Origin of the sequence: Bifidobacterium lemurum (assembly GCF_014898175.1) — a bacterium.
Lineage (GTDB): Bacteria > Actinomycetota > Actinomycetes > Actinomycetales > Bifidobacteriaceae > Bifidobacterium > Bifidobacterium lemurum.
On sequence record NZ_CP062948.1, the window covers coordinates 2,113,226 to 2,131,603 of the forward strand.

14 protein-coding genes are annotated in these 18,378 nt (G+C 65.0%); 11 read left to right on the plus strand and 3 right to left on the minus strand.

Annotated elements, in window-relative coordinates:
- Position 1 precedes the first annotated feature (1 nt).
- The 4 genes from glyA (at position 2) to nadD (ending at position 4,004) form a co-directional block, all read left to right on the plus strand.
- Positions 2-1,309 carry a serine hydroxymethyltransferase gene (gene glyA, locus BL8807_RS08105; protein ID WP_072723916.1) on the plus strand — a complete coding sequence of 436 codons (1,308 nt, stop codon included), beginning with the start codon at positions 2-4 and terminating at the stop codon, positions 1,307-1,309.
- 159 nt (positions 1,310-1,468) lie between these two features.
- Entirely contained in the window at positions 1,469-2,755 is a 1,287-nt protein-coding gene (locus BL8807_RS08110; protein ID WP_072723917.1) for a glutamate-5-semialdehyde dehydrogenase, read from the plus strand.
- The gene (locus tag BL8807_RS08115; protein ID WP_162841411.1) at positions 2,752-3,303 is read left to right on the plus strand and encodes a phosphoribosylglycinamide synthetase; all 552 of its coding nucleotides are present in this window, start codon (positions 2,752-2,754) and stop codon (positions 3,301-3,303) included. The genes BL8807_RS08110 and BL8807_RS08115 overlap by 4 nt, the downstream gene beginning before the upstream one ends.
- A 26-nt stretch (positions 3,304-3,329) precedes the next feature.
- Positions 3,330-4,004 (plus strand): nicotinate-nucleotide adenylyltransferase, encoded by a 675-nt coding sequence (nadD, locus tag BL8807_RS08120; protein WP_094636422.1) that lies wholly within the window; start codon positions 3,330-3,332, stop codon positions 4,002-4,004.
- A 154-nt stretch (positions 4,005-4,158) separates the two neighbouring features.
- On the opposite strand, the gene BL8807_RS08125 is transcribed toward nadD, so the two are convergent.
- Positions 4,159-5,430, minus strand: coding sequence for a glycoside hydrolase family 3 N-terminal domain-containing protein (locus BL8807_RS08125; protein WP_083570107.1), 1,272 nt, complete (start codon positions 5,428-5,430; stop codon positions 4,159-4,161).
- Positions 5,431-5,563: 133 nt separating this feature from the next.
- Between BL8807_RS08125 and BL8807_RS08130 the strand changes: the two genes are divergently transcribed.
- The 4 genes from BL8807_RS08130 (at position 5,564) to mfd (ending at position 13,624) form a co-directional block, all read left to right on the plus strand.
- The gene (locus BL8807_RS08130; protein WP_072723920.1) at positions 5,564-8,806 is read left to right on the plus strand and encodes a UPF0182 family membrane protein; all 3,243 of its coding nucleotides are present in this window, start codon (positions 5,564-5,566) and stop codon (positions 8,804-8,806) included.
- 92 nt (positions 8,807-8,898) lie between these two features.
- Positions 8,899-9,411 carry a GNAT family N-acetyltransferase gene (locus tag BL8807_RS08135; protein ID WP_072723922.1) on the plus strand — a complete coding sequence of 171 codons (513 nt, stop codon included), beginning with the start codon at positions 8,899-8,901 and terminating at the stop codon, positions 9,409-9,411.
- 87 nt (positions 9,412-9,498) lie between these two features.
- Positions 9,499-10,098, plus strand: a complete 600-nt coding sequence (gene pth / locus BL8807_RS08140; protein ID WP_072723924.1) for an aminoacyl-tRNA hydrolase — start codon at positions 9,499-9,501, stop codon at positions 10,096-10,098.
- Entirely contained in the window at positions 10,088-13,624 is a 3,537-nt protein-coding gene (gene mfd / locus BL8807_RS08145; protein ID WP_072723926.1) for a transcription-repair coupling factor, read from the plus strand. The genes pth and mfd overlap by 11 nt, the downstream gene beginning before the upstream one ends.
- A 161-nt stretch (positions 13,625-13,785) precedes the next feature.
- Here the strand turns inward: mfd and BL8807_RS08150 are convergent, their stop codons facing one another.
- The gene (locus BL8807_RS08150) at positions 13,786-14,586 is read right to left on the minus strand and encodes a hypothetical protein (protein ID WP_143147938.1); all 801 of its coding nucleotides are present in this window, start codon (positions 14,584-14,586) and stop codon (positions 13,786-13,788) included.
- A 449-nt stretch (positions 14,587-15,035) separates the two neighbouring features.
- Between BL8807_RS08150 and BL8807_RS08155 the strand changes: the two genes are divergently transcribed.
- Complete coding sequence (locus BL8807_RS08155; RefSeq protein WP_072723961.1) at positions 15,036-15,863, plus strand: formate/nitrite transporter family protein; 828 nt, start codon at positions 15,036-15,038, stop codon at positions 15,861-15,863.
- A gap of 12 nt (positions 15,864-15,875) precedes the next feature.
- Here BL8807_RS08155 and BL8807_RS08160 read toward each other — a convergent pair whose 3' ends face one another.
- On the minus strand, positions 15,876-16,304 hold the full coding sequence (locus BL8807_RS08160) for a MerR family transcriptional regulator (RefSeq protein WP_072723930.1): 429 nt from the start codon (positions 16,302-16,304) through the stop codon (positions 15,876-15,878).
- Between the two features lie 324 nt (positions 16,305-16,628).
- Between BL8807_RS08160 and BL8807_RS08165 the strand changes: the two genes are divergently transcribed.
- Both BL8807_RS08165 and BL8807_RS08170 read left to right on the plus strand, forming a co-directional pair.
- Positions 16,629-17,606, plus strand: coding sequence for an aldo/keto reductase family protein (locus BL8807_RS08165; protein WP_072723932.1), 978 nt, complete (start codon positions 16,629-16,631; stop codon positions 17,604-17,606).
- Positions 17,607-17,773: 167 nt separating this feature from the next.
- Positions 17,774-18,376 carry a GNAT family N-acetyltransferase gene (locus BL8807_RS08170; protein WP_072723934.1) on the plus strand — a complete coding sequence of 201 codons (603 nt, stop codon included), beginning with the start codon at positions 17,774-17,776 and terminating at the stop codon, positions 18,374-18,376.
- Positions 18,377-18,378: the final 2 nt, after the last annotated feature.

Below are 18,378 nucleotides of genomic sequence, written 5' to 3' on the forward strand. Positions count from 1 at the left end.
CATGGCCGAACCCACCCTCGCGCAGACCCCGACCGATATGTTCAATGCGCCCATCGCCGACGCCGATCCCGAAATCGCCGCGATTCTCGACGCCGAATTGCACCGCCAGCAGGACGGTCTGGAGATGATCGCCTCGGAGAACTTCGTGCCGCGCTCCGTATTGCAATGCCAGGGATCCGTGCTCACCAACAAATACGCCGAAGGCTATCCGGGTCGCCGCTACTACGGCGGCTGCGAGCAGGTCGACAGAATCGAGACCATCGCGCGCGAACGCGCCAAAGCCCTGTTCGGCGCCGAATACGCCAACGTGCAGCCGCATTCGGGCGCGCAGGCCAACGCGGCCGTCTACCAGGCGCTCGTCAAACCCGGCGACACCGTGCTCGGCCTCGCGCTCGACCACGGCGGCCACCTGACCCACGGCATGAAGATCAACTTCTCCGGCCGCTTCTACCACGCCGAAGCCTACGAAGTGAACCCCGAGACCTTCCGCATCGATCCGGAGATCATCCGCCGGCGCGCGCTCGAAACCCGCCCCGCCATGATCATCGGCGGATGGAGCGCCTACCCGCGCATCGAGGACTTCAAAGCCATGAAGGAGATCGCCGACGAGGTGGGCGCGAAGTTCTGGGTCGACATGGCCCACTTCGCCGGACTGGTCGCCGCAGGCCTGCATCCTAGTCCCGTGCCCTACGCGGACGTGGTCAGCTCCACCGCGCATAAGACCTTCGGCGGCCCGCGTTCCGGCTTCATCCTCGCCAAGGAGGAGTACGGCAAGAAGCTCAACTCCGCCGTGTTCCCCGGCCAGCAGGGCGGTCCGCTGATGCATGTGATCGCCGGCAAGGCCGTCAGCTTCAAGGTGGCCGGCACCGACGAGTTCAAGAACCGCATGGCCCGCACCCTCGAAGGCGCGAAGATCCTCGCCGAACGCCTCACCGCCGACGATGTGAAGGCCAACGGCATCAGCGTGCTCACCGGCGGCACCGACGTGCATCTGGTGATGGTGGACCTGCGCAACTCCGAAATGGACGGCCAGCAGGGCGAGAACCTGCTCGCCCAGTGCGGCATCACCATCAACCGCAACACCGTGCCCTTCGACCCGCGCCCGGCCTCGGTCGCCTCCGGCCTGCGCATCGGCACCAGCGCACTCGCCACCCGTGGCTTCGGAGCCAAGGAATACGAGGAGGTCGCCGACATCATCGGCACCGCCCTCGCCGCCGGCGTCTCGGCCGACGTGGAGGCTCTCAAAGCCCGCGTCGACAAGCTCGCCGAGGACTTCCCGCTGTATCCCGGACTCGACCAGATCCACTGATCCGTCGCGCTTTCGTGGGCGGAGATCCCTCGACTTCGCTCCGCTCCGCTCGGGATGACGGGTGGAGACCTCTCGTCATCCCGAGTGCGGCGCAGGGATCTCGGATCGTACGTGGAATCGTGGGGTGTGAATCCTTTGGATTGCGGTAGGCTAAGGCACATGGAGAATTTTGGAGTGTTGCACGCCGTTCACTTGAAGGCCATCGCCGCGGCCGAGGCCCAGACTCGACTGGCCGAAGCCACGGCCGAATCGAAGAACGCACTGTTGCTCGCCATCGCCGACGCTTTGGTCGAGCGCGCGGGCGAGATCGAATCCGCCAATGCGCAGGATATGGAAGCCTCCCGCCAGGCCGGTATGGACGCGGGCAAGCTCGACCGTCTGCTCTTCGACGCGCCTCGCGTCAAAGCGGCGGCCGAGGGCGTGCGCCATGTGGCCACCCTGCCCGACCCGATCGGGCAGATCGAACGCGGCTACACGCTGCCCAACGGCATCCGCCTGCAGCAGACGCGCGTGCCGATCGGCGTGATCGGCATGATCTACGAGGCCCGGCCAAACGTCACCGTCGACGTGGCCAGCCTGTGCCTGAAGTCCGGCAACGCGGCCATCCTGCGCGGAGGCCATGCCGCCGAACGTACGAACGCCGCCACCTTGCGGGTTATCGGCGAGGTGCTGGCCGAGCGTGGCTTCGACGCGGCTCTGGTGCAGTCCGTCGACGAATACGGCCGTGACGGCGCCGCCGCGATGATGGAATCGCGCGGCTATATCGACGTGCTGGTGCCTCGCGGAGGCAAAGGCCTGATCCAGGCGGTGGTCTCCAAGTCCAAAGTGCCGGTGATCGAAACCGGCGCGGGCAACGTGCATATCTACATGGACGCCACCGGAGACGCGGCCAAAGCCCTGCCGATCATCCTCAACGCGAAGACCCAACGCGTGGGCGTGTGCAACGCCGCCGAAAAACTGCTGGTGCACAGCGCCGTCGCTGCCGAATTCCTTCCCCAGGCCGCGCGCGTTCTGGCCGAAAAGGGCGTGGAACTGCATGCGGACGAACGCGCCTATGCGATCATCGACGCCGCCGGTATCGAAGGGCTGACGCTGGTTCCCGCGACGGAAGATGATTGGGACACCGAATATCTGGCGTTGACGATGGGCGTGAAGGTGGTCGATTCGCTGGACGAGGCGATCGACCATATCAACGCGCATTCCACCGGACACACCGAATCGATCATCGCCGAGGACTATTCGGCCGTCGAGGCCTTCACCAAGCGCATCGACTCGGCGGTGGTGATGGTCAACGCCTCCACGCGGTTCACCGACGGCGGCGTGTTCGGATTCGGCGCGGAACTGGGCATCTCCACGCAGAAGATGCACGCCCGCGGACCGATGGGACTTACGGAGATGACCACCACGAAATGGGTGGGCTACGGCATGGGGCAGGTGCGCGCATGAGTGGGGATATGACGGACGGCGTCACCATGGAAGGCATGCCTTCTCAGGCCGCGGTGGACGACCAGAAACTGGGATTGGGCATCGCGGCCGAACGCCTCAGCATCGTACGTTACGTGTTCCTCGTGCAGATCGAGGACGGCATCGCCTCCGCGGCGCAACGCGCGTCGCTGGAATACGCCGACGCCGTGCTGATTGGCTGGCCCGAGGCGGATTCCGCGGAGGTGGTGGAGCTCAGCGCCGACCAGCTCGACACCGTGCGCGAGCAGATGACCGCGATGGAGGAGTACATCCGTCGTTTCTCGGCGATGGAAAGCAAAGGCGACATCGACGGCATGACCGACACCCTGATTCGCATCACCGAACGCGTGGCCGAGGTGCGCCGCCTCTACCAGCCCGGCTTCCCCTTGCCCACCTTCGCGGAGATCCGCCGCGTCGTGCAGGACGAATGGGACGAGGACATGGACAAGATCGACCCGGACCAACGGGAGGTCACCGCCGAGGAGATCAGCCAGGAGGCCCGTGAGCAGTCCGCGGAGGAGCGGTCGTGAGCGCGCCGGCCGAATCCTCCCGCCGCATGTCGGACCTATCCGCGGACGGGGACGGCGCCGTGGTGGTCGCTCCCGGCATCGGGCGTCGCTCCGCGCGCGGCAACTGGCATGCGCGTCCGCGCATCGGCATCATGGGCGGCACCTTCGACCCGATCCACAACGGCCACTTGGTCGCGGCCTCCGAAGTCTCCTGGGTGTACGACCTCGACGAGGTGATCTTCGTGCCGACGGGCCGGCCGGTGTTCAAACTCGACAAGAACGTCACCAACGCCGAGGACCGGTATCTGATGACCGTGATCGCCACGGCCTCCAATCCGAAGTTCACGGTCAGCCGCGTGGATATCGACCGTCCGGGCGTGACCTACACCATCGACACGCTGCGCGACATCCGCGCCCAGCATCCCGACGCGGAGCTTTTCTTCATCACCGGCGCGGACGCCGTCGCCGAGATCATGCAGTGGAAGGACGCCGGTCAGATGTGGGATCTGGCGCATTTCGTCGCCGTCACCCGCCCCGGCTACTCCACGCCCGACGGCGTGCATCTGCCCGAAGGCAAAGTCGACACCCTGGAGATCCCCGCGCTGGCGATTTCATCGACCGACGTGCGTCTGCGCGCCGAGCACGACGAACCGGTGTGGTATCTCGTACCCGACGGCGTGGTGCAGTACATCGGCAAACACGGGCTCTACCACCGCGTCTGACACGTTCGGTGGCGACTTGTCCGGTGGCTCGCCAGGCCGGGCGAGCCAGGCCGTATGCGTTCGGTCCGGCGCGTCGAACCGGTCGGTCGGGAGCGATTCGTTGGGCACGGACTGTCGCCTGATTCGTCAGAACCGGCGAATCGCTCCCGGCGAATCATCCTTCGACGGCCAAACCCATCTCGTATTTCAACGTCATCACCCGTTGCGCCGAACGCGTGACCTTATCGGCGAATTCCGGGTCGGAGGCCGCGCGCCGCTTCAATCCGTCGAGAATCGGCTGCACATAATCCAGCACGCCCACGCAGGCCAGATCGCCGCCGGCGTCGACCATCCGCACGCCCAACTCGTCGGGGGAGAAACCGCTGAGCGCCGTGGCGGACATCGAATCGGAGGTGACCACGCCCTCATAGCCCAGATCGCCGCGCAGATGCCCGTCGATCAGGGTGGATGAGAACACCGCGGGATTATCCGGATCGATGGCCTGGTATGTGGCCAGCGACATCATCACCATGCCCGGATCGGATTGCTCGATGGCGGTGTCGAACGCGCCGATCTCCGCCCCATCCAAGGTGGTGGTGACGTCGAGAATGCCGTCCGCGGTGAAATCGGTGTTGCCGTTCACCGACCCCAAACCGGGATAATGCTTCACCGACGTGGCGATGCCGGCGTCGCGCATGCCTTGGACGAAGGCGATGCCGTGCCGCGCGTTGCCGTCCGCGTCCAACCCGAAATCACGGTCGAGCATGCCGATCGGCTCGTTCGCCATGCGGTCGATCGTCACCGTGCCCAGCACCGGGGCCAGATCCACGTTGATGCCCGCCTGCGCGAGCTGCGCGCCCCACACCGCGGCGGATCGCCGCAGCTGGTCGACATCCATCGTGCCCTGCTCGACGGCCGACGGCATGGCGTCGAAACCGGGCCCCTGCAGATGCTGGACAAGACCGCCCTCCTGGTCGGTGGTCATCAGCAGTCGGTTGGATTGTGGAGCGTAGCTTTGCAACGCGTCCGTCGCCGACCGCACGCTGGAGACCCCATCGTTCCAGTTGCCGATGATCAGCACCGATCCGACATGCTGGTTCGCGATCAGATCCCACAGAACGGACGGGTCGGTTCCCGCATACAGCGGCGCCATCACCAGCTGCCCCACGCGTTCGTCCATGCCCATGGCGGCCACGGCGCGTCTGGCCTTGGCCTCGGCGGAGGTATCGGGCGTGGGCGCGGCGGCGCGGGGCAACGCGTCATGCGAAGGCTCGACGTCGGCGTCGTTGCGCGCGATATTCGCGCCGTCGTCCGGCCGCTGAAGCCGCATCGACACCCGCGGCCATACGATGATGGCGGCGATCACCAAGGCGAGAGCGACGAACACGGCGATAATGGCGAGCGCGATATGCGAGCCGTTGCGCTGGGAATTTCGAGACATGGGCATGATTATCCCATGATGCGCGTATCGAGTGTTCCGCGGACCGCGCGGATATGCCCCGAACGGGAAGATCGTCGTGGACGACCGGGTCGGCTCAGGGCGGAATCGGCATTCCCTACCTGACTGTACGCTGGAAACCATGTCATTCTTTGATGCTTTTGGTTTTATGTTCGACCCCGATGACGACCCGCGACGCCGCGGAACCGGCCGCGCCTCAACGAACGGACAAGGTGACGATCCGATCATCCTCAACGTCGAAACCGACGGCGACGAGCCCAACCGCACGGGCGGAACCCGCGGCCCGCATGGCCCGCGCTCGCCGCGAATCGCCAACCGGCCGAGCGGGGGCGGTGCCTCTCGCGGCACCAAGATCCTCATCGGCGTGGTGCTCGCGCTGGCGGTGGTCGTCGGACTGTTCTTCGCGCTGTCCCGCTTCATCACCGATCTGATGTGGTACGGCCAGCTCGGCTTCCAGTCGGTGGTCTGGACGCAACTCGGCGTCAAGGTCGGCCTGTGGATCGCCTACGCGGCGCTGATGGCCCTGACCGGCTTCGTCTCCGCCGCCCTCGCCATCCGCGCCCGCCCGGATTCGGCCGACGGCTCGACCATCCGCGTGAACGGCGACGTGATCGAAGTGGGCAAGGGCGTGAGCTCGAAAACCGCCCGCCGTGTGGCCGTCGTGATCGCCGCCGTGGTCGGCGTGATGTTCGGCGCGCAGTTCAACGCCAACTGGAGTGAGATCCTGCTCATGTTCAACGCGCAGAGCTTCGGCACCACCGACCCGCAGTTCGGCCTCGACAACGGCTTCTACGTGTTCATACTGCCCGGCCTGCGTCTCGTGATGACCGCCGTGTCCATGCTGCTGCTCGTGGGACTGGTGTTCTCCGTCGTGACGCATGTGATGATGGGCGGCATCCGACTGACCATGCCCACCCACGGCCGCGGCATCCTCAACGTCACCAAGCGCGCCCGCCGACAGACCGCCATCTGGCTGATGCTCAACATGTTCGCGCTCGCCGCGCAGATGGTGCTGGGCGTGTTCGGCCACCTCACCTCGCAGGGCAGCCGCATCACCGGCGCCGAATACACCACGGTCAACGCCACCATCCCCGTCACCTTCGTGATGGCCGCCCTGGTCGCCATCCTCGGCGTGGTGCTCGGCGTGTGGCTGATGCGCTCGCACGCGCTCGAAGGCAACGCCCCGGTGGGCGTGCGAGCCGCCGCGGCGCTCAAGGCCTGGCGCACTCCGGTCGTGGCCATCGCCGCCGTCCTCGTTGTGGGACTCGTGCTCACCGTGGTGTGGCCGACGGTGCTGCAGCGTTTCAAAGTCAACCCGAACGCGCAGGAGATGGAATCCACCTACATCCAGCGCAACATCGACGCCACGCGCGCCGCCTACGGGCTCGACGACGTCACGGTCGAACAGTACGAGGCCACCACCGAAGGCGAGTCCGGCGCCCTGAGCGAGGAGGCGGAGTCCACCGCGCAGATCCGCCTGCTCGACCCGCAGGTCGTCTCGCCGACCTTCAAACAGCTGCAGCAGTCGAAGCAGTACTACACCTTCGCCGACACGCTCGCCGTCGACAAATACGAGATCGACGGCGTGAGCCAGGACACGGTGATCGCCGCCCGCGAGCTCAACCTCGAAGGCAACGACAACCGCAACTGGGTCAACGACCACACCGTGTACACGCATGGCTACGGCATCGTGGCCGCCTACGGCAACAAGGTGACCGCGGACGGACAGCCTGAGTTCTTCGAATACGGCATCCCCACCCAGGGCGCGCTCACCGAATCCGAACAGTACGAGCCGCGCATCTACTTCTCGCCCAACATCACGGAATACTCGATCGTCGGCGCGCCGGAAGGCACCGAATCCTGGGAGTTCGACTATCCGACCGGCTCCGAAGGCGCGTTGACCACCTTCGACGGCGACGGAGGCCCCTCGGTGGGCAACCTGTTCTCACGCGTGCTCTACGCGATCCGCTTCGGCTCCGACCAGATCCTCTTCTCCGACCGTGTGACCAGCGAATCGCAGATCCTCTACGACCGCTCCCCGCGCGAGCGCGTCGCCAAGGTCGCCCCCTACCTGACGCTCGATGGCCGTGTGTATCCGGCCGTGGTGGACGGCCGCGTCAAGTGGATCGTCGACGGCTACACCACCTCCGACGCCTATCCGTATTCGCAGATGACCGATCTGGGCGAGGCCACCGAGGACTCCACCACCGTCACCTCCGACACGGTGCAGGGACTGGGCAGCCAGAACGCCAACTACATCCGCAACTCGGTCAAGGCCACGGTCGACGCCTACGACGGCTCCGTGGACCTGTACGTGTGGGATGAGAGCGACCCGGTGATCAAGGCCTGGCAGCAGATCTTCCCCGGCCAATACCACTCGCTCTCCGAGATCTCCGGCGACCTGATGAGCCATCTGCGCTATCCGGAAAGCCTGTTCAAGGTGCAGCGCGAACTGCTCGCCAAATATCATGTGACCTCCGCCAGCCAGTACTACTCCGGCGAGGACTTCTGGCAGACGCCGGTCGACCCCACCGAGTCCGAGGACCAGCAGGAGCAGGACATTCTGCAGCCGCCGTACTATCTGACCCTGCAGACCGGAGGCAACTCCGAACCCGTGTTCTCGCTGACCTCCACCTATATCCCCGCCGGCACCTCGACGCGTGAGATCCTCACCGGGTTCCTTTCGGTCGACTCCGACGCGGGAGACGAGGCCGGCGTGATAGGGGAGAACTACGGCACCCTGCGATTGCAGGAGCTGCCCAAGGACTCCAACGTGCCAGGCCCGGGGCAGGCGCAGAACAACTTCAACGCGAACGCCGACGTCTCCAAAGAGCTCAACCTGCTGCAATCCGGCTCCACGCAGGTGGTGCGCGGCAATCTGCTCACCCTGCCGCTCGGCGGCGGACTGGTGTACGTGCAGCCCGTGTACGTCAAATCGTCGGGCGCGACCAGCTTCCCGCTGCTTAAGAAGACGCTGGTCGCCTTCGGCGATCAGGTCGGATTCGCGGACACGTTGGACGAGGCGTTGAACCAGGTGTTCGGCGGCGACTCCGGCGCCTCCGCGGGCGACGCGGAGAACGCGGCCGATGACTCCGCATCGTCCGACGGCACGTCGTCCGACTCCGGCGTCGATACCGACACCGGGGGCGATGGCACCGCCGACGGCGCCACGGATGGATCGACCACCGATGGCGACACCGGATCGACCGGCGGCGGCACCGAGCTGCAGCAGGCGCTTGAGGAGGCCGCCCAAGCCATGAAGGACGCCGACGCCGCCATGAAGAACGGCGATTGGAGCGCCTACGGCGAAGCCCAGAAACAGCTCGAGGAGTCCATCAACAAGGCGCTCGAACTCGGCGAATAATCCGTCTTCCGAGTGAGTGGAGCGCAGCGGAGTCGAAGGATCTCTTCGGCTCCGCTTCGCTATACTCGTCCAATGACAGCAAGGGAGGAACCATGAGCTACGTCATCCGCGAGGCGGACCGCGCGTCCGACGCCGATATCCAGGCCATCACCGACATCTACAACGAGGCCGTGCTCGCGCGCTCGGCATCGGCCGACATCGAGCCGCGCACGTTGGAACAGCGCCGCGCATGGGTGGAGGCGCATAATCCGCGCGACCTGTACCCCGTGGTGGTGATCGAGGACGAGGAGACCGGACGCATCGCCGGATTCGGTTCGCTGTCGCGCCTCCACGAACGCGCCGGCTATGACGGCGTCGTGGAACTGAGTTATTACATCGGCGCCGAATGGCAGCGCCAAGGACTGGGCACGCGGATGGTCTCCTGGCTGCTTGACGCCGCGCGCGAACGCGGGCACCGCATGGCCGCCACGCTGATCTTCGGCGACAACGCCGGCTCCAACGCGCTGATGGAGCGCTTCGGCTTCACCCGCTTCGGACTATTGCCCGGGGCGGTCCGACTGCCCGGCTCCACCCACGACATCGCCTACTGGTATCTCGACCTGTGAGCGCGGCCTTCCAAATCCGATGAGTCGCCCAATCCGAGGTGACGGGTAGAATCTTTCCGGCAAGAAAACAAGTGGAGGAACGAAACGATGGCATCGGAATTCTGGCTGATCGCGGGATTGGGCAACCCCGGCAAGAAATATGAGGACACCCGCCACAACATGGGCTTTATGACGGCCGACCTGCTGGCCGAACGTTGGAGCGTGCATTTCGCCGACCACAAGGGGCTCGCCATGCTTGGCAAAGGCGTGATGAACCTTTCGGGCCGCAATGTGAAATTCTTCCTCGCCAAGCCGCTGACCTACATGAACGATTCCGGCAACGCCGTCTCATCGATCGCCGCCTACTACCAGATCGAGCCGGACCATATCATCGTCATCCACGACGATATGGATCTGGACTTCGGCCGCATCAAAGTCAAGTCGGGCGGCTCCGCCGGCGGGCACAACGGCATCAAATCCATCGACCGTTCGCTCGGCACGCCCAAGTACGCGCGCGTGCGCATGGGCGTGGGCCATGCGCGCCGCGGCGGCAACGCTCACGACAACACCATCAACTGGGTGCTCGGCGGCTTCGGCCCCGACCAGCGCAAGCAGCTGCCGGAATTCATCGCCGACGGCGCGGACGCCGCCGAAGACATCATCTTCCAGGGACTTGCCAAAACCCAGGAGAAATACAATGGCCGTTGATCCAGTCAACGGTTCGCTGGTTGGCATCCTCTCCCAGCTGGGTGACGATCCGGCCTTCCGCGACCTGATCGCCGGTGAGATCGAACCCGCCGAAGGCGCGGCCGATCCTGCGATCACGGTCGGCGCGGTCGATGGCGTGCGTCCCGCCCTGGCCGCGGCCGCCGCGCAGATGCGTCCCGTGGTTCTCGTCGTCGCCTCCGGGCGCGAAGCCGAGGAGATGGTGGACGCGCTGCGCTCCTGGTACGACGGCGACCCGAACGACATCGCGCAGATGGAGGCGTGGGAGACGCTGCCGCACGAACGCCTCTCGCCCCGCTCCGACACGGTGGCCAACCGCATGGCCGTGTTCCGCCGTCTCACCCATCCAAGCGAGACCGACCCCATGTTCGGGCCCATTCGCATCCTCGTCATGCCGGTGCGTTCGCTCATCCAACCGGTGACCGCGCATCTGGGAGACGTGGAGCCGCTCGTGTTCACGGTCGGGCATGACCTGCCGCTCGACGAGGCCGCGAACCGTCTGGTCGAAAACGCGTACACGCGCGTCGAACTCGTGATGGACCGCGGCGAATTCGCCGTACGCGGCGGCATCCTCGATGTCTTCCCCCCGACGGCGGCGCATCCGGTGCGCATCGAGTTCTTCGGCGACAAAATCGACACCATCAAGGAATTCCACTCCTCCGACCAGCGCACCTATGGCGAGGGACTGACCGGTATCTGGGCCACGCCCTGCCGTGAGATGCAGCTCACCGAAGCGGTGCGCGAACGCGCGCGGTCGCTGATCGGCAGCATTCCCAACGCCGAGGACATGCTCGAATCCATCGCCAACGCGATTCCCGTCGAAGGCATGGAATCCCTGATGCCCGCGCTGGTGGACGATATGGAACCCGTGATCGGCATGCTGCCCGCGGACGCGCTCGTGATGCTTTCCGATCCGGAGAAGCTGCGCCGCGCCGCCGAAGACCTGGGCAAAACCGCCAACGAATTCCTCGCCGCCAGCTGGCATGTGGCCGCCTCCGGTCATGGCGCCGGCGCTCCCATCAGCTTCGACCAGGCGAACTTCCTCGACTTCGAGGAATGCGTGCGCGCGCTCGACTTCTCCAATCACGACGTGTGGAAACTCACCAATTTCGGTGTGGACGGCACAATCGCCGGGCATGCGCGGATCGACGCGAAAGCGCCGGAGGAGTTCCGAGGCGACGAACACAGGGCCGCCGTGGGCGTCGAAGGACTGCTCGACGCAGGCTATCAGGTCACCGTCACCGCGGCCGCGCAAGGCACCCTCGCCAGACTCAAACGCGCCATCAACGAAACCGGCATCACCCGGTTCGAGACGATCCGCTCGCGCGCCATCGACGGATTCGTGGACGAAGCCGCGCGCATCGCCCTGCTCACCGAACGCGACCTGACCGGACGCGTCTCCGCCGCAGGGCAGGCCAAAACGCCGAAGCGCCGGCGCAAGGCCATCGACCTGATGGAGCTCAAAGCCGGCGACTATGTGGTGCACGAACAGCACGGCATCGGCCGTTTCGTCGAAATGCGCCAGCGCGCCATCGGCGCGGGCGCGAACAAAACCACACGCGAATACCTCGTCATCGAATACGCGTCCAGCAAGCGCGGCGCCCCGCCGGACAAACTCTTCATCCCCACCGACCAGCTGGACCAGGTGAGCAAATACATCGGCGCGGAGGCCCCCAAACTCAACAAGCTCGGCGGCTCCGACTGGGCGGCCACCAAAGCCAAGGCGCGCAAACACGTCAAGGAGATCGCCGACGATCTGGTCAAACTGTATTCGGCCCGCCAGCGCACGCCCGGCTTCGCCTTCAGCGCGGACACCCCTTGGCAGAAGGAGCTGGAGGACGCGTTCCCCTATCAGGAGACCGCCGACCAGCTCACCACCATCGACGAGGTGAAATCCGATATGGAGAAGCCCCGCCCGATGGACCGCCTCATCTGCGGCGACGTGGGCTTCGGCAAAACCGAAATCGCCGTGCGCGCCGCCTTCAAGGCCGTGCAGGACGGCAAGCAGGTGGCGGTGCTCGTGCCGACCACCCTGCTCGTGCAGCAGCATTTCGAGACCTTCGCCGAACGCTATGAGGGCTTCCCCGTGAACGTGGCGGCCATGAGCCGCTTCCAGACATCCAAGGAGATCAACGAAACCATCGAAGGGCTGGAATCCGGCGCGGTGGACGTGGTCATCGGCACGCACAAGCTGCTCAACCCGAAGATCAAATTCAAGGACCTCGGGCTCGTCATCATCGACGAGGAGCAGCGTTTCGGCGTGGAGCACAAGGAGACGCTGAAGGCGCTGCGCACCAATGTGGACGTGCTCTCGCTTTCCGCCACGCCGATTCCGCGCACTTTGGAGATGGCCGTCACCGGCATCCGCGAGATGTCGACCCTGGCGACCCCGCCCGAGGACCGTCTGCCCGTGCTCACTTATGTGGGTGCCTACGAGGACGCGCAGGTCACCGCCGCGATCCGGCGTGAGCTGCTGCGCGGCGGCCAGGTGTTCTACGTGCACAACCGCGTCGACTCGATCTCGTCGACCGCCGCGAAGCTGCAGGAGCTCGTGCCCGAGGCGCATATCGGCACCGCGCACGGCAAGATGGGGGAGAAACAGCTCGACGGCGTCATCCGCGACTTCTGGCGGCGCGACATCGACGTGTTGGTGTGCACCACGATCGTGGAAACCGGTCTTGACATCTCCAACGCGAACACGCTGATCGTCGACCACGCCGACCGTTTCGGCCTGTCGCAGCTGCACCAGCTGCGCGGGCGCGTCGGCCGCGGCCGCGAACGCGCCTACGCGTATTTCCTCTACGATCCGAGCAAGCCGATGACCCAGCAGTCGCACGACCGTCTGTCCACCATCGCGCAGAACACGTCGCTCGGCTCCGGCTTCGACGTGGCCATGAAGGACCTCGAACTGCGCGGCACCGGCAACTTGCTCGGCGACCAGCAGTCCGGCCATATCGAAGGCGTGGGCTTCGACCTATACGTGCGCATGGTCTCCGAAGCGGTCGAACAGGTCAAGGAGCCGGAGCGGGGAGAGCCGGTCGCCGTGAGCATCGACCTGCCGATTGAGGCGTCGATTCCGGTGGACTACATCGACTCAGACAAGCTGCGTCTCGAGGCGTACCGCAAGCTGGCCGCCGCGCGCGACGAAAAGGACCTGAACGAGCTGCGTGAGGAGCTCACCGACCGCTACGGCAAACCGCCCGAGGCGTTTGAGACGCTGTTCGACGTGGCGCGGTTGCGTAACAAGGCACGCGCGTTGGGCATCTCGGAGATCATCGGCCAAAGCGGCAAGGTGCGCGTCTCGAAGATCACACCGCCCGAATCGGTGCAGATGCGCATCACCCGCATCTACAAAACCGTGCAATACCGGCCGCTCACGCAGACGCTCATCATCAACGCCCCGTTCGCGGGCTCGCTGGGCTCAGGCCCGATGAGCTCCGCCGAAGTGGTGCGCTGGACCGACCAGCTCCTCGACGACCTCGCCTGGAAACCCGCGCCGCGCCGCTGATTCACACAACCATGCGGCGTGTCAGACCCTCATATGGCATGAAACCCGAGTTTGGTGTGGCCGGCTTCGGAGAGCCCGTCAGGTGAAACGATTGATTCAGGAGTTTGGTGTGGAAAAAACGCCTGTTGCCGGCATTCGGCCACACCAAACTCGATAACGGGTCATTCGACGGCGTCCGCACGGAAGCCTGCGGCGGCGCTGGTCGTCTCGCCGGGAGTGAATTGGACCCAGGCGGCCTCATCGCCGTCGGTCACCTCGATGGCGACGGACGTGACGGCGACCTCATCGGCGGAACAGGCAACGGCATAGTGTTGTGTGTCGTTTTCGTCGCGGGTGAGTTCCATATCGTACGAGCCGGTGCCGTAGCAGTAGGCCTGAATCACGTAGGTGCCGGGATCCCACGGTGACAAATCCGAGATGGCGGTGCTCTGCGGCGGCGTCCGGTTGTTCTCGTCGTCCACGCCGGGCTCCCGCCACCATGAGGAGGCGGCGACCGGCTCGCCGTTCGTATCGTCCTGCGTCAGCGCCGTCACGCGTTCCAGCCGTTTCACGTCCTCATCGGTGACGGGATATGTGCCGTCCGTGTTGTCGATGATGCCCAAGGTCTGCGCCAACGGCACGTCCAACGTCATCGATCCGTCGGCGTTCGCGGACGACGCGGGACGTTCGCGGGTCTCATCGTCGACGGGGAACACGCTTTGGGCCGGCGTCATCTGCATGTCGTTCTGCGCGACGAAGAACACGTATTCGTCGCCGATGGTCAGCTCCGGACCGCCCGCGCCTTCGGCGGTGTATCCGTGGATGGTGAGTTGTCCGCTGGCGGGCTGCGAGGCGCTGTCGGCACTTCCTCCGACGGCACTTCCCAACACCTCGACGGTGATGTCGGTGTCGTACGTCGTCGATTCCGGCACCGCGCACGACACGACGCGCGCGTAATACATCGCCTCGGTCGCTTCGGACATAGCCTCGATGGAGTTATACGATGGCCAATCATATTGTTGGCCTCGATCCGCTCCGGCGCACGTCTGGCCCAACGTGTCGGTCTCGCCGCACGCCGTCAGGGCCGCGCATGCTAGAAGAACGGCCGTCATCGATGCGACGGCGCGAAATATACGTGTGTTGTTCATGATTCTTCTCCTTCTCGGGTGTTGAATTCGACGATGAATGAAACCCCGTGTCCATTGTCCCACAGAACGCCCCCCCCTGCAATGCGCGCACCGCAATCGGTCGAACTATGAGTGCAGGAATCGCGTAACGACATCGCGGATCCTCAATGCGCGCGGTGATCGGCTGATGTCGGAGTCCATCCGCTCCCCATGATTTCTGTCCGTTGGCGTGCCATGAATGGCGGGAATGTAAGCTATTGGACGGCAAAACCTCGAACAACGCATCCGACGACGGAGGGCGGACGATGACGACCCCCATCATCAACATCAACGCGCTCACCCCGGCCGAAACCGAAGAGGCCGTCAAAACCGCAGGCGTGCACAAAACCCGCCTGACCGGGGCGAAAGCCTTCGTCTCCGCGATGTTCGCCGGCTCGTTCATCGGCTTCGGCGCGCTGTTCTACCTCATCGTCACCTCCGACCCGGCCATGAGCTGGGGGCCGAAACGCTTCGTCGGCGGCCTCGCGTTCTGCATGGGACTCGTGCTCGTGCTGTGCTGCGGCGCGGAACTGTTCACCGGCAATTCGCTGATGGCCTCCGATCTGGCGTCGCGGCGCATCTCCTGGCCGGCCATGCTGCGCAACTGGGTGATCGTCTGGTTCGGCAACCTCGCCGGCGGACTGCTGCTGGTCGCGCTGATCACTCTCGCCGGCACGATGGGTCTGAACGACGGGCTTGTGGGGGAGACGGCCGTCGCCACCGCCGTCGCGAAGGTCACGCCCGACTGGGGCACGCTGTTCGTGCGCGGCATCCTGTGCAACATCCTCGTCTGCCTCGCCGTGCGCGTCGGCTTCTCCGCGCGCTCCGTGGGAGATAAGGTGCTCGGCATCCTGCTGCCGATCTCCGGATTCGTGGCGATGGGCTTCGAACACTGCGTGGCCAACATGTTCTTCCTGCCGATCGGCCTTATCTGCAAACTGCTCGGATTCGGCTCGGACGTGGCCGGCGTGGACGCGCTCACCGTGACCGCCATCCTCTACAACCTCTCCGCTGCGACCTTGGGCAACATCATCGGCGGCACCGTGTTCGTCGCGCTCGGCTACTGGTTCATCAACCGCCGCCCCGGCAAGTGACGCAGCAGGCCGTCAGTCGGCGAACTCCTCCCATGACGGCCAAGGACGGCCCTGTTCCTCGGCGTCCTTGATGCCGTGGTAGAACCGCACCTTCTGTTGGACGTGCCTGAGCTCCCTGCGCATCGCGGCGATGGTTTGCCTGAGTTCGCGCTCGTGGTCCTCGACCAGCTCGATGATATCGTCGACATGGTGCTCAAGATCGTCGTCGTATGTGTAGAACTCCCGGATCTTGGCGATGGGCAGCCCGCTCTCCTTGAAGCACTGGATGCTTTCGATGCGCGCAAGATGCGCGTCGGTGTAGCGACGCTGCCCGTTGTCGTCGCGCGGCACGTCGGAGAGCAGCCCTTCGCGCTCGTAATAGCGCAATGTGGACGCGGGGATGCTGAACCGCGCGGAGACCTGGGCGATGCTATAGGTCGAAGAGCGCTGCGTGCCGGTCATATCGGAACCTTTCGCCGGGAATTCTACCCAAGGAACCGTCCGTCTGCGGCTCCATCCGTGACCAGCCTACCGATGCCCCTACCGATGTCCCTGATGTCCTTGTCGATGCCCCTATCGATTCGACTATCGGCGGGTGCCGGGATGGGCTTGCGCCGGGAGGCCCGTCTTTCCTGCATCGATGCCTCCGTCCCTCGTCGTTTGATCGCGCAGGGAAACCGTGGTCGTATTCTGCCGTGTCGTTCCGGCGTGTCGGCTTTTGCGTTGAACCTTACTTCAAGTGGTTAGGTTGGCAGCGTCAGAGCAACGCGAACGAAGGATGACGCAATGAAGTATCGCAATGTGGGCAAATCCGGTCTTAAGGTCAGCGAGGTGGCGCTGGGCAGCTGGGTGACCGACCTGAACGGCACCGACGCCGCGGACGTCGCCCGACGGACCGTCGATCTCGCCTTCGACAATGGTGTGAATTTCTTCGACTGCGCGGACGCCTACAGCGGCGGCGCGGCCGAACGTTTCTTCGGCGACGTGCTCGCGCGGTTCCCACGTCGCGAGCTGGTCGTCTCATCCAAGGTCTATTTCCCGACCGGGCCGGGCGTCAACGACCGGGGACTCAGCCGCAAGCATATCTTCGAAAGCTGCGAGCAAAGCCTGAACAACATGAAGCTCGACTATCTCGACCTCTACTACTGCCATCGCTTCGACGAGACCTGCGACCTCGAGGAGACGCTGCGCGCGTTGAGCGACCTCGTCTCCCAAGGCAAGATCCTCTACTACGGCGTATCCGAGGAGTGGGGAGGCGCCCGTCTGCAGGAGGCTCAGCGCATCATCGAACGTCTCGGCCTGCATCCGCTCACCGTGGTGCAGCCGCAGTACAATCTCGCCGACCGGTATATCGAACACGAGATCATGGATGTGTGCGCCCGTCTCGGCATCGGCATCACCACGTTCTCCCCGCTGAGCCAGGGGCTGCTCACCGGCAAATACCGCAAAGGACGGCCGATTCCCGAAGGCTCCCGCGCCACATGGCAGGCCGACCGCCAGATCAACGACATGCTCACCGACGAGAACCTCGACATGGTCGAGCGGCTGATCGAGGTGGCCGACGGGCTGGGAGTCAATCTGGCCATCATGTCGATGGCGTGGATCCTGCAGCATCCGCAGGTCAGCTGCGTCATCGCCGGCGCCAGCAAACCCAGCCAGCTGGAGAACAACATCAAGGCATCCGGCTTCGTCATCCCCGACGATGCGATGGCCGAAATCGACCGCATCACCGGATTCCAACGCTTCGAGCGCCACGTCGGCTGACCGTCGGAACGGTATCGTGCGGCCCGCAGTCCTTTGCGCGAAGGCGGGCCGCATGATACGGAAACCGCGGCGTCCGCTCGACGGCGGACGCGCGATGGCCGTGGCCGGGCCGCCGTCCATCGCGGCGGCCCATCTCATGACGCCGACGATGCGTTACACTGCAAGATATGAGTGAACCGACGATCCGCAGGGCCACCGTGGCCGACATCCCCGAACTCGACCGACTGCTGCATCAGGTGTTGGAGGTGCATCATGCGGGCCGCCCGGACCTGTTCAAAGGCGGTGTGACGAAATACACCGCCGCCGAACTCGCAGGTCTCATCGCCTCGGATGAGACCCCGATTTTCGTGGCCGTCGCCGGAAATCCGCCCACGGACGAGGCGGCGGATTCCTTCGTTGCGGTCGAGCCGACGAACGGCGGCGATGCGTGTGCCGAGCGTGCCGGCAGCGGCTCCAACGAGTCCGATCCGACCATCCCGGCAGGTGCGGAACCCGTACTCGGCTACGCGTTCTGCCAGTTTCAGCGTCATCCGAACGACAACATCCTCACCGATATCACCACCCTGTACGTGGATGACATCTGCGTGGACGAGATGGCGCGCGGCCGGCACGTCGGCAGCGCGCTCTACCATCATGCGCTCGCCTTCGCCAAGGAATCCGGCTGCCACAACCTGACCCTCAACGTATGGTCCTGCAATCCCGGCGCGCAGGCCTTCTACGAACGCATGGGCCTCAAACCCTACAAAGTCGGCATGGAGCAGATCCTCTAGCG

Coding starts and splice junctions, on each gene's coding strand:
- BL8807_RS08165 (WP_072723932.1), top strand. CDS start 16,629: ATGAAGTATCGCAATGTGGGCAAATCCGGTCTTAAGGTCAGCGAGGTG.
- BL8807_RS08155 (WP_072723961.1), top strand. CDS start 15,036: ATGACGACCCCCATCATCAACATCAACGCGCTCACCCCGGCCGAAACC.
- BL8807_RS08115 (WP_162841411.1), top strand. CDS start 2,752: ATGAGTGGGGATATGACGGACGGCGTCACCATGGAAGGCATGCCTTCT.
- nadD (WP_094636422.1), top strand. CDS start 3,330: ATGTCGGACCTATCCGCGGACGGGGACGGCGCCGTGGTGGTCGCTCCC.
- BL8807_RS08110 (WP_072723917.1), top strand. CDS start 1,469: ATGGAGAATTTTGGAGTGTTGCACGCCGTTCACTTGAAGGCCATCGCC.
- BL8807_RS08135 (WP_072723922.1), top strand. CDS start 8,899: ATGAGCTACGTCATCCGCGAGGCGGACCGCGCGTCCGACGCCGATATC.
- glyA (WP_072723916.1), top strand. CDS start 2: ATGGCCGAACCCACCCTCGCGCAGACCCCGACCGATATGTTCAATGCG.
- BL8807_RS08125 (WP_083570107.1), bottom strand. CDS start 5,430: ATGCCCATGTCTCGAAATTCCCAGCGCAACGGCTCGCATATCGCGCTC.
- BL8807_RS08170 (WP_072723934.1), top strand. CDS start 17,774: ATGAGTGAACCGACGATCCGCAGGGCCACCGTGGCCGACATCCCCGAA.
- BL8807_RS08150 (WP_143147938.1), bottom strand. CDS start 14,586: ATGTCCGAAGCGACCGAGGCGATGTATTACGCGCGCGTCGTGTCGTGC.
- BL8807_RS08160 (WP_072723930.1), bottom strand. CDS start 16,304: ATGACCGGCACGCAGCGCTCTTCGACCTATAGCATCGCCCAGGTCTCC.
- BL8807_RS08130 (WP_072723920.1), top strand. CDS start 5,564: ATGTCATTCTTTGATGCTTTTGGTTTTATGTTCGACCCCGATGACGAC.
- mfd (WP_072723926.1), top strand. CDS start 10,088: ATGGCCGTTGATCCAGTCAACGGTTCGCTGGTTGGCATCCTCTCCCAG.
- pth (WP_072723924.1), top strand. CDS start 9,499: ATGGCATCGGAATTCTGGCTGATCGCGGGATTGGGCAACCCCGGCAAG.